Source organism: Shewanella sp. 553, assembly GCF_059338375.1.
Genome location: NZ_CM181701.1, coordinates 3,820,356 through 3,835,201 on the forward strand (window position 1 = coordinate 3,820,356; position 14,846 = coordinate 3,835,201).

A 14,846-nucleotide genomic window follows, 5' to 3' on the forward strand; every position below is an offset into this window, starting at 1 on the left:
TTAGCTCTCCGCCTCGTCTTGGCCTTGGTCAAACCACTCTTTGTATTTACGATCTAGGGTTTTTCTAGAGACGCCTAAATCGCGAGCGGCGGCCGATTTGTTGCCTTGATGCAGATCCACCACAGCAGTAACGTGATGTTTTTCTACTTCTTTTAGGCTCCAGTTCAGCGGATAACCGGCTTCGTTTAACATTTCTGACTTAGGTTGCTGCTTCCAATATTCTGCCGGTGGCTTGCCCAGCAAAATACACCGCTCAATCATGTTACGCAGCTCGCGTATATTTCCTGGCCACTCATGTTGTTGTAATTTCAACATATCCTCATGGCTCCACACCACCTCTTTAACCCCAAGCTCGGCGGCCAGTTGACGAGTAAAGTGGTGGGTCAGCTCGACCACATCTTCTGGGCGCGTGCGTAATGGGGGAATGACGATATCGAGCACATTGAGTCGATAAAACAGATCGCGCCTAAAATTGCCCGCCTCAACCTCGTCGGCGAGTTTACGGTTGGTCGCCGCGAGCACTCGCACATCAATCTTGATCTCTTTTTCACTGCCCACCGGACGGATAGTGCGCTGCTCAAGCACCCGCAATAACGCGGTCTGCATTTTTAGCGGCATCTCACCTATTTCATCTAAGAAGATGGTGCCGCCTGAAGCAAAACTAAATAGCCCTTCACGGTTGCCTTTAGCCCCGGTAAATGAACCTGCAGCATGGCCAAATAGCTCGCTCTCAAGTAGTTCTGGGGCAATGGCGCCACAGTTAACGGGCACAAATGGCCCTTGACGACCACTTAAGAGATGCAGCTGTCTGGCCACCAGCTCTTTGCCTGTACCCGATTCGCCTTCGATTAAGATCACCGCATTGGTCGGTGCAACCCGCTCAATCACGTGCTTCACCTCCATCATGGCATCGCTGCTGCCAATAATGGTTGAGGATTGACCGATAGAGACTTCGCGGCGTAGCATCAGGTTTTCACGCTTAAGCAAGCGACGCTCGATACAGCGGTCTACAGCCTTCATCATCTGCTCTAGATGAAACGGCTTCATAATAAAATCGGAGGCACCGGCGCGCAGTGCTTTTATCGCCACATCCATATCGGCGTAGCCTGTCATAAAGATAATGTCAGAGCGGCGCTCATTATCGTTTAGGGCTTCATCCCATTCGATCCCTGAACGTCCCGGCAGACGGATATCGACAATTAACAGATCAAAGTGACAGCGACTGCGGAGCTGTTCGGCATCTTCAACACTGCCAGCCGTCTCTACTAAGGCGAATTTCTTCGACAGAGCTTTTTTTAAAAAACTGCGCATTCCGGGTTCATCGTCAACGATTAACACAGATACGGCAGACGGTAACGGTTTCATCTCTTTATTTGGCTGGCTCATATTGTCTTCTTTTGGACATTTTGACACACATTAAACAGATTCTAGCATCAAAGCTCAGGGAATTGGTCACCCTGAACCAGAGTTCTATGACTTTGGGACATTATGTCTGCTGAAATTTTATTGACCTTGCGATCTGTCTCACACTTTATAACTGACTTGAGACATGTTTTATTTAAATTCCGCATTGGCACCTTTTTTGCTGACTAATCACTGTTTTGTAAAACAAATATATGCGAGAGCGGCAAATCGCATCTTATCACTATGCCAAGGAGTACCAATGTTAAACCTAAAATCCATTTTCAGTCTGGCGGTTATCGCTAGCGCCTTAACCGTATCACCACTACAAGCACAAGAAGTGATTAAACTGGCGACCACCACCAGCACCGAAAACTCGGGCCTACTGAAAAACTTGCTGCCAAAATTTGAAGCTGAATCAGGTTATAAAGTACAGGTTATCGCTACGGGTACCGGCAAAGCATTAAAACTGGCACGCCAAGGTGATGTCGATGTCGTAATGACTCACGCGCCAGCAGCCGAGGCTAAATTTGTAGAAGAAGGCTATGGCGTTATGCCTCGTGGCATAATGGAAAACGATTTTGTGATCTTGGGCCCTAAAAATGACCCAGCAAAGATCCGCAGCAGTAAGACAGCAGCAGAAGCCTTTGCTAAAATAGCCGAATCTGGTGCAACCTTCGTGTCGCGTGGTGATAACTCTGGCACCAACATGAAAGAGCTTATCGTGTGGAAGGCGGCAAACGTTGAGCCTAACTTCGACGGTTATCGTTCAGTTGGCCAAGGCATGGGCAAAACCCTACTAATGGCGAATGAACTTCAGGCCTACACCTTATCTGACCGCGGCACTTACGTCGCTTATAAGGCCAAGCTTGACCTAGCAATTGATTACGATGGTGGCGCAGCATTAGCCAATCCATATCAAATTGTACTGATTAACCCTGCCAAATATCCCGATCTAAACCATCAGGGAGCTAAGGCGTTAAGTGATTGGTTAATCAGCAAGGATGCACAAAATATGATTAACAGCTACACCGTCAATGGTGAGCAACTATTTAAGGCAACATATAGCGAATGAGTGAAGGCTGGTTAGCCCTTATACAGCAGGCGTTAAGCCTGCTGTTTTCATTGGACCCTGATGTATGGGCCATTGTCAGTGTCTCTTTTTCAGTCTCTTTTGCAGCGCTGGCGTTTACCCTGCTGCCGTCACTGATCTTAGGCTTCCTATTGGCATTTATCCCCTTCCCCGGCCGCTGGTTTGCTACCAATTTAATTCAAACTATTCAATCTATCCCCACCGTGGTTATTGGCTTATTGGTTTACTTATTACTGACTCGCATGGGGCCGCTGGGCGATTTGAGGTGGCTGTTTACCCAACCCGGGATGATCCTTGGACAGATGATGATTTGTGCTCCGGTATTAATCGCCATGAGCCAAGCCGCTTTTACCAGCGTCGATAAACGCGCATGGGAAACCTCTCGCACCTTAGGCGCCTCGTGGCTACGCTCTGTGTGGCAAATTTGCCGAGAATTGAAAGTGCCGTTATTGATGGCCATTGTCGCTGCCTTTAGCCGTATTTTGACCGAAGTGGGTTGTTCTATGATGGTGGGCGGTAACATTGCTGGTGTCACACGTAATATCCCCACCGCTATCGCGCTGGAAACCAGTAAAGGCGATTTTGCCCAAGCCATTGCCTTGGGGCTGGTATTACTCATCCTCTCTTTAATACTCAACTTTACCTTGGGCACGTTAAGAGGCAAAGCCGAGCCGAGGAGCCACTAGTTATGGTTAAAGTAACGGCCAGTAATATCGAAATGCGTTTTGGTAGCCGCCTGCTATATCGTTTCGATAACCTCAGCATTACCCAGCAGCAAACCGTACACCTGCAAGGTGATAACGGTTCGGGTAAAACCACCTTAATGAAACTATTTGCCGGCTTACAAGCCCCGACCAGTGGCAACCTACAGGCCCACGGATTTCCATCATCGCCTTGGTGGCGCCGCAACCCTTTGCTAGGCAAAGCCGTGTATTTACACCAGCACCCTTACCTGTTCGATGGCAACGTTGCCTATAACCTTAATTATGTGCAACCCTTTTGCGAGCTCTCGACTCAAGAGATACAGCAGCGAACACGCACCGCCGTCGAAATGGCACAATTAGGCCCCCTCATGCAACAGCAAGCTGCAAGCCTATCTGGTGGCGAGCGTCAGCGCTTGGCGATTGCACGCGCTTGGGTCATGCGGCCGAAATTATTGATGTTAGATGAACCCACCTCTAACATGGACAAACTGTCACAGCAATTAGTATTGACCATGATAAGTGACCTAAAAACACAGGGAACAGGTATGCTTATCAGTAGTCATCAAAGCTGTTCACTCACCAGCCTGTGTGAACAAAGTTGGCAAATAGAACAGCAACAGATTATTGCTACCGATGCAGCAGCATCGCCCATTGTGGGACTCAACCAACATAAGCAGGAATTACACTATGTCACAGCAAATTGATGCGGTGATCCTTGCCGGCGGCATGGCAAGACGTATGGGCGGTAACGATAAAGGTTTGGTCGAACTCAATGGCCAACCTATGATCAAGCACGCCATTGACAGGATAAAACCTCAAGTTAAGGAGATCCTGATCAACGCAAATCGTAACCAAAATCGGTATGCTGAATTTGGTTTCAAAGTATTAAGCGATGAAGACTCTGGCTATCTTGGCCCCTTGGCAGGCATGATCACCGCACTAGGCCATACCTTGGCCGATTATCTATTAGTGGTGCCTTGCGATTGCCCTTTGTTACCCCAGGATTTAGCGGCAAGAATGCTAGCGGCTATTGACGCTCAGCAGGCCGACATGGCCGTGGCCAGTGACGGCAAACGTGAACAACCCGTGGTGTTACTGATCAAGCCTGAGCTACGCAGTTCGATGAAGGCATTTTTAGATGCTGGCGAGCGTAAAATTGATGTCTGGTACGCTCAACATAACTGTGCGGTTTGCGATTTTTCTGACCAGCCCAATGCCTTTGTCAACGTCAACACGCCAGAACAAAAACAACAGCTTTCTGAGGCAATAGCCCAATCAATTTAGAGGTCTACATGAGCATAGCGTTTAATAATCCCCTGTCGGTGCCCGTTCTCGGATTTTGTGCTTATAGCGGTACAGGCAAAACCACCTTGCTGAAAAAACTGATCCCAGAACTTAATCGTCGTGGGATCCGCCTAGCGGTGATTAAGCATGCTCATCACGATTTTGACGTCGACATTCCCGGTAAAGACAGTTACGAGATGCGTAAAGCCGGTGCACGCCAGATGCTGGTTGCTTCCCATGTACGCTGGGCATTGATGACTGAAGACTTGGTGGCCGATGCGCCAGAGTTACCGCACCTGCTTAAGCAGATTGAACAGGACAAAATAGATATCGTCTTGGTCGAAGGCTTTAAAAAATTGGCCTTACCGAAAATCGAACTGCACCGCGCCGCTCACGGCAAACCCTTTATCCATACTCACGACACTAATATTCAAGCGATCGCCTGTTGCGATGACACCCAGCTGCCATCAGATCTGCAGCGACTGGATATTAATAACGTCGCACAGATCGCCAATTTTGTTATCCAATATGCAAAAAACTGGACACCATCAACCACCCAGGTGCCGCTACAAGCCGCGCCTGAGTGTGGCTGCGAAATGGACAGCAGCAACAGCCTATCTGTCAGACAAGGCGTGGATAATATCCTCTCTTTCGTTAAGCCCGTGACGCAAGTCGAGTCTGTAGCCCTCGATGATTGCAGCAATCGGGTATTGGCCGAAGATGCGATTTCGCCCGTCGATGTGCCGCAGCAGACCAACTCGGCAATGGACGGTTACGCTTTTAAATATAGCGACCCTATGTTGAGCCAATACCAGATTGTTGCCGATGTAATGGCGGGACACAGTTATCAAGGCCGCTTAAATGACGGTGAAGCGGTGCGTATTATGACTGGCGCACCAGTACCAGAGGGCGCTGACACTGTACAGATGAAAGAGTTGGCCGATGATCAAGGTGATAAGGTAAGCTTTAGCGGTAATATCACCTTAGGGCAACACGTACGTCAAGCCGGTGAAGATATCGCCAAGGGTCGCACGGCTCTGGCCGCTGGGCACCGCCTACAAGCGGCCCATCAAGGCATGCTAGCGTCATTAGGTTTTGGCCAGCTGGCAGTGCACCGCAAACCACGAGTGGCGGTTTTTTCTACCGGTGACGAGGTCTGCCAGCCGGGTGAACCATTAAAGCCCAACTGCATTTACGACGCTAACCGCTTCACCATTAAATCTATGCTCAAACAGTTAGGCTGTGAGGTGATAGACCTCGGGATCATTCACGATTCAGAAGCGGCCTTGGTGGAAGCGCTGCAAGGCGCGGCGCAACAAGCCGATGCCGTGATCAGCTCTGGCGGCGTGTCGGTCGGAGATGCAGACTTTATTAAACTCGCCTTAGCCAAAGTAGGCCAAATTAACTTTTGGCGTATCAATATGCGCCCAGGTCGCCCACTGGCCTTTGGTCAAATTGGCGACTGCCTATTCTTTGGGTTACCCGGCAATCCGGTGGCCGTGATGGTCTCTTTCATGCAGTTTGTCCAACCTGCACTGCGCAAGTTAGCTGGCGAGTCAGCTTGGGCTCCCACACTGCTACCCGCCATCGCCGATTGCCAGCTACGCAGCCGTATCGGACGCACCGAATTTAGCCGCGGCGTGTATCACTTAGGCGTCGATGGCAAGCTGCATGTTAGCAGCACGGGGGCTCAAGGCTCTGGGATGCTCAGCTCTATGGTCAAGGGCAACTGCCTTATCGTCATCGGCGAGCAGGATGAACAACTCGCCCCTGGCGACACTGTGTATATTCAGCCTTTTACCGACCTGTTATAAGCGGTCATTATTTTAGCCGGGCCAGTGGGTATCCAGCGCACCACTGGCCGTTGTAGGTGATCTTGTATGAGTTTGATTGTTGATACCTTTGGCCGCACCGTCGAGTATTTACGCCTTTCGGTCACGGACAGGTGTGATTTTCGCTGCGTCTACTGCATGAGCGAAGATCCCTGCTTTCTCGATAGAGAGCAGGTGCTTAGCCTCGAAGAGCTGGCCTGGGTTGGCCAAGCCTTTACCGAACTTGGGGTCAAAAAAATTCGCCTCACGGGCGGAGAGCCTTTAGTGAGAAGCGATTGCGATCAATTAGTGAGCCTGCTGGGTAAGTTACCCGGGCTGCAAGAGCTGTCGATGACCACCAATGGCTCAAGGCTGACTAAATTTGCCGACAAGATGCATCAATCTGGCTTAAATAGGCTCAATATCAGCCTCGACACCCTTAAACCTGAACGTTTTACTGAGCTGACGCGCAAGGGAAAACTGGATCGGGTGATCGCGGGCATCGATGCGGCTAAGGCGGCAGGCTTTAAGCGGATCAAGGTCAACGCGGTGATCCTGCGGGGCCAAAATGATGATGAGGTGCTCGACTTAATCGAGTTTTGCCGCGCGCGCGAACTGGATATTGCCTTTATCGAAGAGATGCCTTTGGGCATTATCGACGAACGTAAACAGAGCCGTCATTGCAGCAGTGACGAGGTGAAAGCCATCATAGAGCAGCGTTACCCGCTGATGCTGTCTAACAAACGTACCGGCGGGCCGGCGCGCTATTACACCATGGCAGGCAGTGCTATCCATGTGGGCTTTATCTCACCGCACAGCAATAACTTTTGCCATGAGTGTAACCGCGTCAGGGTGACGGTTGAGGGACGTTTACTGCTGTGTTTAGGCAATGAAAACTCGGTCGACCTTAAGGCGATTGTACGTCAATACCCTGGAGATATAAGCCGGCTAAAGCAGGCGATTATCGCCGCCATTAAGCTCAAACCTAAAGAGCACCATTTTGGCGGCGAGGATGATACGCAAATCCTGCGTTTTATGAATACCACCGGCGGCTAATGACCCGCTTAAGATAATGCCCTAGTGCTTTTTCGATGATAAACTCATTATCTGTATCGATAACAATTGAGTTAAAGCAACGATGGCATTATCTCGTAAAAAGTGGAATAACATCATTATCTTCGCCTCGGTGGCTATGGTGGCAATTCTCACCTTTTTAGATCGTGAGACCCCTTCGCTCCCCGATGACGCTCAGCCGCTATTTGATAAAGCCGCGCCGTTACATCAATTGCAATATGATGATGTGTGGTTGAGCCAAGGTGGATTTTCATGGCAATGTACGCCGCAGATCCTCAATTGCAGTCAATGGGCCGATGCCTGGAGCTCGATTTTAGTCTCACCTATCAACAAACTGATCCCGCCAGAATCGACACCCCATGAACTGGTGATTCAAATTACCAATATTGCTACGCCGCAGGTGTGGGTCATCTATCCCGAGGAGGGCCTGCTGAGATCGCCCGCAGGCAATTGGTATCAAATTCCTCCCAGTTTACGTGGCGCACTGGTGCCCATCATTAACGCTAGCCCAAAATAGAGAATACCATGCCTGAATTACCCGAAGTGGAAGTGACTCGCCAAGGCATTACGCCGCACCTTATCGACCAGCAGGTTACCGCACTCATTGTACGTAACCCGTCACTGCGTTGGCCCGTGCCTGATATTGCCCAGCAAATTGTGGGGCAGACCATACGCAATATCCGTCGCCGCGCCAAATATCTGCTAATCGACACCGACGCTGGCACCACGATTGTCCACTTAGGCATGTCTGGCAGCTTAAGGATCGTCTCTCGCTCGACCAAGGTTGAAAAACATGATCATATCGACTTAGTCATGGCCAGTGGCAAAATATTGCGTTTTAACGACCCAAGACGTTTTGGCGCTTGGCTATGGTGTGAGCTTCCTGAAACTGCGCACCCTTTATTGTCCAAACTTGGCCCCGAGCCGCTACAAAGCGAATTTAATGTCGATTATTTAGCGCAAGCTTTGACGGGTAAGAAAAAGGCGATAAAACTATGCCTTATGGATAATCATATCGTGGTGGGAGTCGGTAATATTTATGCCAATGAAGCCCTATTTGCCGCCGGTATTCATCCGCAAACCGAAGCAGGGCGAATCGATAACGAACGCCTGACACTGCTGGTAGCCGAGGTGAAACAGATCCTCGCCAATGCCATTAAGCAGGGTGGCACCACACTCAAAGATTTCACCAATGCCGAGGGTAAACCCGGTTATTTCGCCCAAAAATTGCATGTGTATGGTCGCGGCGGTGAGACCTGTACCCAATGCGGTAACCTGTTAAGCGAGATTAAGTTAGGCCAAAGAGCCACGGTCTTTTGTGGTCTGTGCCAGCACCGTTAAGGACGAAACACAAAAAAGGCTGACACACTGTCAGCCTTTTTATTACCACCAGCGACCTAAATTAAAAACGATACTCATAGGTACCAAACAGGGTCGCATCGGTGTCGTTGTCGGCGGTTTCGAACTTCGACTGTGATACCGTCCCCCCCACACTCATCATGCCTTGCCAAAGGGGGAGACGATAGCTTAATTCAAGCATGAGTAGATCTTCTTTAGATGGCTGCGGCGCCCATTCACCACCACGGTTAACACCGTCATTGTTAAGCTGGGCGTAACGTACTACCGACGTTAGACCATGACTATTGGCAAATTGACCAATCAACCCGAGTACATACACCTTGGCATCGCTATCATAGGTACTGCCTAATGAGCGGCCATAGTAACGAGAACCACTTTGATAAGTGCTGTGTTCATAAAAGCAGTTAAATGCATTTTGATTTTCACCGCAGGCGACCATGGTATCTGTGTATTCAAAAAACAGCTTATATTGCTGATGGTCAAAATCGAAACGACTATCGACACCAAATAACTTGGCACAATCGGCTAAGTCCCACGGCATCGGGCCACTAGAATCTTCACAGGTACGCTCTAAATAGATGCCCACAGGAATATCAAACCAGGTGTCGGCGTAACGAATATCGAAACCCGCCATTTGGTTGCCGATTTTGCTTTGCAGCGCAGGATCGCAACTTGGCTCACCATTGACACAGGTAGTATTACCGGCAATCGCATCCCACAAGGTAGACAAACCACACTCTTGCCCATCACCACAAAACATGGTGGTCCACGACAGGCCCATCTCGAGTTGGCGCAGCGGCCTGATGCTACCTCGCATATTCCATAACAAGGGGTTAGCAACCGCACGCTCCTCTTCGAGCTCACTAATGCCAGTGGTCAAGGTCCATGGCCCTATCCAAGAGAGCCAAGGCGTTGCAAATGCCGCGGCGTTATTACGGCTGATCATCACCGAAGGAACGGGGCGAGCATTGTTTGACTTGTGTAGCGCCGAGTCAAAGCCAGGTCCCCACCACTGTTCTATTACGCCTGCGGTGAGCATCCAGTTGCCAAGCGCCATGGCAGCATAACTACCATCGAGACGAAATTCCTCTTCATCGAGTGGATCAAGAGTGGCGGTTGCGGCAAGCTTAAAGGCAAAACGCTCGCCCATATATTCATGGCTCGCCTGTAGCTCAGCCTCTTCACGATAATCAGAGCCAAAGTGTTGGAACCTTGCGGCATCAGTCGCTGCCACCGCTTTGATGCTGGTATTGCCTCGATTACCCACTGCGTTATTGTAATAAAAATTAACCCGCGCAAATGCATCCGCCAAGGCAGGGCTTAACTTAGACGGCTCAATGTTATTCAAATCGACGCCGATCCCTGACCACATAAGCGGATAGGTATTAACTGGTACCGTTATCACCCCCGCATCGGCTAGCGCCTGAATATCGGCACGCAGGTAAATATCAGACACATCGACCCAAGGTGCACTATGCGCGACTGAAGCAAATAGCAGGCTAGTTGCAACCACTGCGGCGGTAAAATAAGCTTTGATTTTATTGATGATCATAACGAACGGTTTAATCCTTGAGTTCGAGCGCTTTGCTCACTGCGGGGTGAACAAACTGACTGACATCGCCACCATGCAATGCCACCTCTTTCACTAATGTCGATGAGATGAACGAATTCTCTTCGGCGGGGGTTAAAAACACACTTTCTAAATCGGCACTGAGACGTCGATTCATATTGGCTAGCTGAAATTCATATTCAAAATCGGACACGGCTCGCAAGCCACGCACCAAGACACTGGCCCGCTGCGCTTTGGCAAAATCAACTAATAGCCCACTAAAACCAACCACTTCGACATTATCCAAGTGAGCGGTCACTAACTTCACTAGCTCGACACGTTCGGCCAAAGTAAAGCGCGGCTGCTTAGAAGGATTAGCGGCAATACCGATAACTACATGCTTAAATAGCTTGGCGGCCCGCTCTATGAGATCCGCATGGCCATTAGTAATAGGATCAAATGTTCCAGGGTAAATCGCTTTCGTGTGCATATTTGACTCACTTTAGCTCACGTCGTAATGGCGCATAGTGTAACGATTTTATCCGCTAGAATGAACCAATCTTTTTAGCTTAATCGCCGCCAAAACTGCGATCTACTATCAGTGATTATAGCTGCCACAACTATCGGCCAACATTGTTACCTTCATGACCGCCCGATGACAGTAACGTTCTCAATTACCCAGAATAAACTGAGATAGCCCCTGCATATCTCACGCTTAAAACACAGATCAAAAGCGTTATAATTGTTATACTGCTGCAAATTTTATCCTGTCGCAGGCGGTTCGGGAGTGATTATCGCTAACAAGACTGGGCCTCGCTTGACGTAATAAACTGTAGTTGGTTGATTTTTATATGATAAAAAGAGTCTTACTGATAAAACACGATAAGATTGGGGACTTTGTCCTCACTTGGCCGTCTTTGTATCTGCTCAAAACGGCATTGCCTCAAGCCAGCATTGAAGTGTTTGTCTCGCCTGCAGTCAAAGCCTTTGCCCAAGCGTGCCCCTATATTGACCATGTCATCGTCGATAATGGCGACGACGCCGCCATCAGCCAACAATTTGCCGAGCGCCAATATGATGCGATTTTGGTTTCATTATCAGAGTTGCGCACCTATAAACTGATCCGCCATTTAGATGTGCCTTACAAGCTGGCTCCTAAGCACGCTTGGTTTCAGTATCTCTATCGTCATAGAGCCAATGTCACCTACCGTAAAGATGAACCCTGCTGGCGCGGCAGCTGCATGCTTGTAGAGCATTTTTTACGTCATCACGGCTACCCTATCCCTGCACTGCCCAAGCAATATTGGGACATGAGTCAACACAGACAGAAATGGCAGCAATATTATGGTCAACAAGGTAATGAGTTATTAATTTTTGCTCATGCTGGCACTGGAGGCTCTTCTGGCGCTTTAGCGCCAGCAGATTTTGCCGCCCTGTTACGTAAGGTAAATCAGCAGACGCAGCGAGATTGCAAGTTTGTTCTAACCTTTAGTGGTGACGAAGAGGTGCTGGCGCAAAGCATTTATGACAACTTACGCCAAGATGACATTAAAGTGGTGATGGCTAAGCCACTGCCCAGCTTGGCCGACTTTGCCGAATCCATTGTCGCGGCGGATATGTTTATCGCGGGCTCAACTGGTCCGTTGCATCTAGCCGGCTTACATGACGTACCCACAGTGGGTTTTTATGCGGGTAGACGCTCAGCACCCAAGATACGCTGGCAAACGTTAACTCAAAGCCACAAACGTTTAGCGTTTACCCCACCGGTAGGCAAGCGAACTGGCCGTAATATGGCGCTGATAGATTTTGATGCCGCGGCCAACGACATCGCGGCTTTTTTAGATACTCATTACGCGGATCAGCAATAAGCAATCGAGCTTCATCATTGCGCTTATCCTTAGGTTTGCTAAAAAATTTGGAAGAATAATATGATAGTAGTGACAGGTGCAGCAGGATTTATTGGTAGTAACTTAGTCAAGGCCCTCAACGACATGGGCCGCAGCGATATTATCGCGGTGGACGATCTGACCGATGGCACAAAAATGTTCAATCTGGCCGATTGTGAAATTGCCGATTATCTCGATAAAGATGATTTTCTTGCAAAAATAACCAGTGGCATGTTCGACAACCAACTCGAAGTTATTTTTCATCAAGGTGCGTGCTCTTCTACCACAGAGTGGGATGGCAAGTTTATGATGACCAATAATTATGAGTATTCTAAGGTGTTAATGCACTTTAGTACCCAAAATAACTGCCAGTTTATTTATGCCTCATCGGCATCGGTTTATGGCGGCAGTGACAAGTTTATCGAGCAGCGTGAGTTAGAAAAACCACTTAACGTTTATGCCTATTCTAAGTTTTTATTCGACCAATATGTGAGAAGACAAAACGTTAATACCCAAGTCGCTGGCCTACGTTACTTCAACGTTTACGGACCTCGCGAGCAACACAAGGGTGGCATGGCCAGCGTGGCTTTTCATTTTAATAATCAGATTAATGCTAACGGTATTTGCCGTCTGTTCGAAGGCATCGATGGTTACGACAATGGTGAGCAATTACGTGATTTCGTCTATGTTGAAGATGTCGTCAAAGTTAACTTGTGGTTATGGCAAAACCCCAGTATTTCAGGTGTATACAACTGCGGTACCGGCCAAGCCCAGAGCTTTAATGATGTCGCCAACGCCGTTATCGACTATCACGCGAAAGGCCACATTGAGTACATTCCTTTCCCCGATAAGTTAAAAGGTGCCTACCAGAGTTACACCCAAGCCGATTTGACTCAACTGCGGGCGGCGGGCTACACCGACGTATTTAAGACCGTTGAGCAGGCCGTGCCTGAATACTTAAACTGGCTTAAAACACAGCATTTCATTGGCCAATGACCTGCAAGTTCACCGTACCTAATTCTTCAACATGGACACAATGATGAAAAAAGCTATTTTCACTCTTGCTATTGGCGATGAAAATCCGATGTATCGTGCGGCGTTACTGAGCTTCGAACAGTACGCCAAAAAAGTCGGTGCCGATCTCATTGTTTCGAAAGAGCTGCATTACCCGATCACGATTAGCGAACCTAAACATACTGCAAGCCCTGCATGGACAGAAAAGCTCTATATTAAAGAGCTACTTAAAGAATATGATCGGGTTTTGTATGTCGATGCCGACATCATTATCACTCCAGATGCTAACAATATTTTTGAGGTGTACGATGACCTCGAAACCCTGTATCTGTTTAATGAAGGTGAGTTACTCGAACGCCAACCGGTTATTGATAAAATTACCCACATCATGGGTGACCTACCCAATTGGCCTCAGGTTAATCAACGCCCTGTGTACTACAACTTAGGCTGCATGCTGATCTCAAAGCAGTGCCCTTTATTTGAAATTGCACAGTTAGATGATTTACAAAAAATATGTAATCACATTAAGTATTACGAGCAAACCTATGTTAACTATCTTATTCATAGAGATAATTTAAAGCATCAAAGCATTTCTGCCGAATTTAACAGAATGGATGTATTAGGTCTCGATGGTTACAAGCAGGCTAGCTTTATTCATTATGCTGGACGAGGATATACCAACTCATCGCTAAAGCGCGAAGTAAGGTTTATCAATGATTTTTGTGAACTGTTCGACCAGCATCTTGATAGCGAAACCCTAGCAGATCTGCAACAAGCAGGATGGCAGCTGTTTATCGATAAAGCGCATAAACGCTATAAATTGCCCAAACCAATTATCAATACGCTAGCTAAAAGCTTCGTCACCATATAACGAATAAGACAGATCATCATGCTGAAATACAAAGTATTTGTGATTAACTTGGCTCGCTCGCCAGAACGTATGGCTCGTATAAGCCAGCAGTTAGCAGACGCCAACGTCCCCTTTGAACGCATCGAAGGAGTCGATGGTAATTTGCTCTCCGATGCCGAAATTGAACAAGTATCACCGGCCGCTTTAGTTAAAAAGCATTATTACAGAGCACTGAATAAGGGCGAAGTCGGCTGCAGTTTAAGCCATAAAAAAGCCTGGCAGCAGATAGTCGATGATCAATTGGATTTCGCTTTTATTTTAGAAGATGATATCGATCTTGAAAGCAACTTTGCCGACGTAGTCGAGCTGATGGCTGGGCTACCTCACGCCAATTGGGACTTTATTAAGCTGTATCCATTGCGCAAAGGAAGTCCCAAAAATATTCGCCAATCGGTCACTTATAAGCAGCACCAGTTTATTAGCTACCACAAGTTTCCTCTCAGCGCGGTAGCGCAGGTGATTAGCCATCAAGGGGCGACAACACTATTGCAGCGTATGCCCTATGTAGTACAACCGGTTGACGGGCATTTAAAGTCTTGGTGGACATTAGGTATCTATCCATTTGGTTTAATTCCTTATTGTGTCTCGGTCGATTTACAAGGACAATCAGATATTAATCCAACGGGTGGGCTAGAAAAATTACCACAACGTCGTCTGCATAAATTGTATTTAAATTGGCAACGTGCCTTTATGCGGCTGGTGTCAACGCCCAAATTAGATAACGCTTTTAGCTTATTTAGTAAGAGCCTGAAGTAAGGATT

General features: G+C 48.2%; 15 protein-coding genes. 12 read left to right on the forward strand and 3 right to left on the reverse strand.

Annotation, left to right across the window (positions count from 1 at the left end):
• Window positions 1–1,386 carry a sigma-54-dependent transcriptional regulator gene (locus tag AC5YBZ_RS16870; RefSeq protein WP_494520560.1) on the reverse strand — a complete coding sequence of 462 codons (1,386 nt, stop codon included), beginning with the start codon at window positions 1,384–1,386 and terminating at the stop codon, window positions 1–3.
• A 277-nt stretch (window positions 1,387–1,663) separates the two neighbouring features.
• Here AC5YBZ_RS16870 and AC5YBZ_RS16875 point away from each other — a divergent pair, with 277 nt between their 5' ends.
• The 8 genes from AC5YBZ_RS16875 (at window position 1,664) to mutM (ending at window position 8,708) form a co-directional block, all read left to right on the forward strand.
• A complete protein-coding gene (locus tag AC5YBZ_RS16875; protein ID WP_475515245.1) occupies window positions 1,664–2,476 on the forward strand; it encodes an ABC transporter substrate-binding protein in 813 nt (270 codons plus the stop codon).
• On the forward strand, window positions 2,473–3,180 hold the full coding sequence (locus AC5YBZ_RS16880) for an ABC transporter permease (RefSeq protein ID WP_475515246.1): 708 nt from the start codon (window positions 2,473–2,475) through the stop codon (window positions 3,178–3,180). Before AC5YBZ_RS16875 ends, AC5YBZ_RS16880 begins: the two co-directional genes overlap by 4 nt.
• Window positions 3,181–3,182: 2 nt before the next feature.
• Window positions 3,183–3,902, forward strand: coding sequence for an ABC transporter ATP-binding protein (locus tag AC5YBZ_RS16885; RefSeq protein WP_475515247.1), 720 nt, complete (start codon window positions 3,183–3,185; stop codon window positions 3,900–3,902).
• Window positions 3,886–4,482 carry a molybdenum cofactor guanylyltransferase MobA gene (mobA, locus tag AC5YBZ_RS16890; RefSeq protein ID WP_475515248.1) on the forward strand — a complete coding sequence of 199 codons (597 nt, stop codon included), beginning with the start codon at window positions 3,886–3,888 and terminating at the stop codon, window positions 4,480–4,482. Before AC5YBZ_RS16885 ends, mobA begins: the two co-directional genes overlap by 17 nt.
• Before the next feature lie 8 nt (window positions 4,483–4,490).
• The gene (locus AC5YBZ_RS16895; protein ID WP_494543239.1) at window positions 4,491–6,296 is read left to right on the forward strand and encodes a bifunctional molybdopterin-guanine dinucleotide biosynthesis adaptor protein MobB/molybdopterin molybdotransferase MoeA; all 1,806 of its coding nucleotides are present in this window, start codon (window positions 4,491–4,493) and stop codon (window positions 6,294–6,296) included.
• A 66-nt stretch (window positions 6,297–6,362) separates the two neighbouring features.
• Window positions 6,363–7,349, forward strand: coding sequence for a GTP 3',8-cyclase MoaA (gene moaA / locus AC5YBZ_RS16900; protein WP_475515250.1), 987 nt, complete (start codon window positions 6,363–6,365; stop codon window positions 7,347–7,349).
• 82 nt (window positions 7,350–7,431) lie between these two features.
• On the forward strand, window positions 7,432–7,884 hold the full coding sequence (locus AC5YBZ_RS16905; protein WP_494543240.1) for a hypothetical protein: 453 nt from the start codon (window positions 7,432–7,434) through the stop codon (window positions 7,882–7,884).
• A gap of 8 nt (window positions 7,885–7,892) precedes the next feature.
• Entirely contained in the window at window positions 7,893–8,708 is an 816-nt protein-coding gene (gene mutM, locus AC5YBZ_RS16910) for a bifunctional DNA-formamidopyrimidine glycosylase/DNA-(apurinic or apyrimidinic site) lyase (protein WP_494543241.1), read from the forward strand.
• Between the two features lie 61 nt (window positions 8,709–8,769).
• Here the strand turns inward: mutM and AC5YBZ_RS16915 are convergent, their stop codons facing one another.
• Both AC5YBZ_RS16915 and coaD read right to left on the reverse strand, forming a co-directional pair.
• Entirely contained in the window at window positions 8,770–10,278 is a 1,509-nt protein-coding gene (locus AC5YBZ_RS16915; protein ID WP_494543242.1) for a capsule assembly Wzi family protein, read from the reverse strand.
• Between the two features lie 10 nt (window positions 10,279–10,288).
• Complete coding sequence (gene coaD / locus AC5YBZ_RS16920) at window positions 10,289–10,765, reverse strand: pantetheine-phosphate adenylyltransferase (RefSeq protein ID WP_494520557.1); 477 nt, start codon at window positions 10,763–10,765, stop codon at window positions 10,289–10,291.
• A gap of 361 nt (window positions 10,766–11,126) precedes the next feature.
• Here coaD and AC5YBZ_RS16925 point away from each other — a divergent pair, with 361 nt between their 5' ends.
• Genes AC5YBZ_RS16925 through AC5YBZ_RS16940 form a run of 4 tightly spaced genes read left to right on the forward strand, consistent with a single transcriptional unit; the run spans window position 11,127 to window position 14,841 of the window.
• Window positions 11,127–12,143 (forward strand): glycosyltransferase family 9 protein, encoded by a 1,017-nt coding sequence (locus AC5YBZ_RS16925; protein WP_494543243.1) that lies wholly within the window; start codon window positions 11,127–11,129, stop codon window positions 12,141–12,143.
• Between the two features lie 60 nt (window positions 12,144–12,203).
• Window positions 12,204–13,157: an ADP-glyceromanno-heptose 6-epimerase gene (gene rfaD / locus AC5YBZ_RS16930; RefSeq protein WP_494543244.1), complete on the forward strand. Its 954-nt coding sequence runs from the start codon at window positions 12,204–12,206 to the stop codon at window positions 13,155–13,157.
• A 43-nt stretch (window positions 13,158–13,200) separates the two neighbouring features.
• Window positions 13,201–14,046: a glycosyltransferase gene (locus AC5YBZ_RS16935; RefSeq protein ID WP_494520554.1), complete on the forward strand. Its 846-nt coding sequence runs from the start codon at window positions 13,201–13,203 to the stop codon at window positions 14,044–14,046.
• Between the two features lie 18 nt (window positions 14,047–14,064).
• The gene (locus tag AC5YBZ_RS16940) at window positions 14,065–14,841 is read left to right on the forward strand and encodes a glycosyltransferase family 25 protein (protein ID WP_494520553.1); all 777 of its coding nucleotides are present in this window, start codon (window positions 14,065–14,067) and stop codon (window positions 14,839–14,841) included.
• Window positions 14,842–14,846 lie beyond the last annotated feature (5 nt).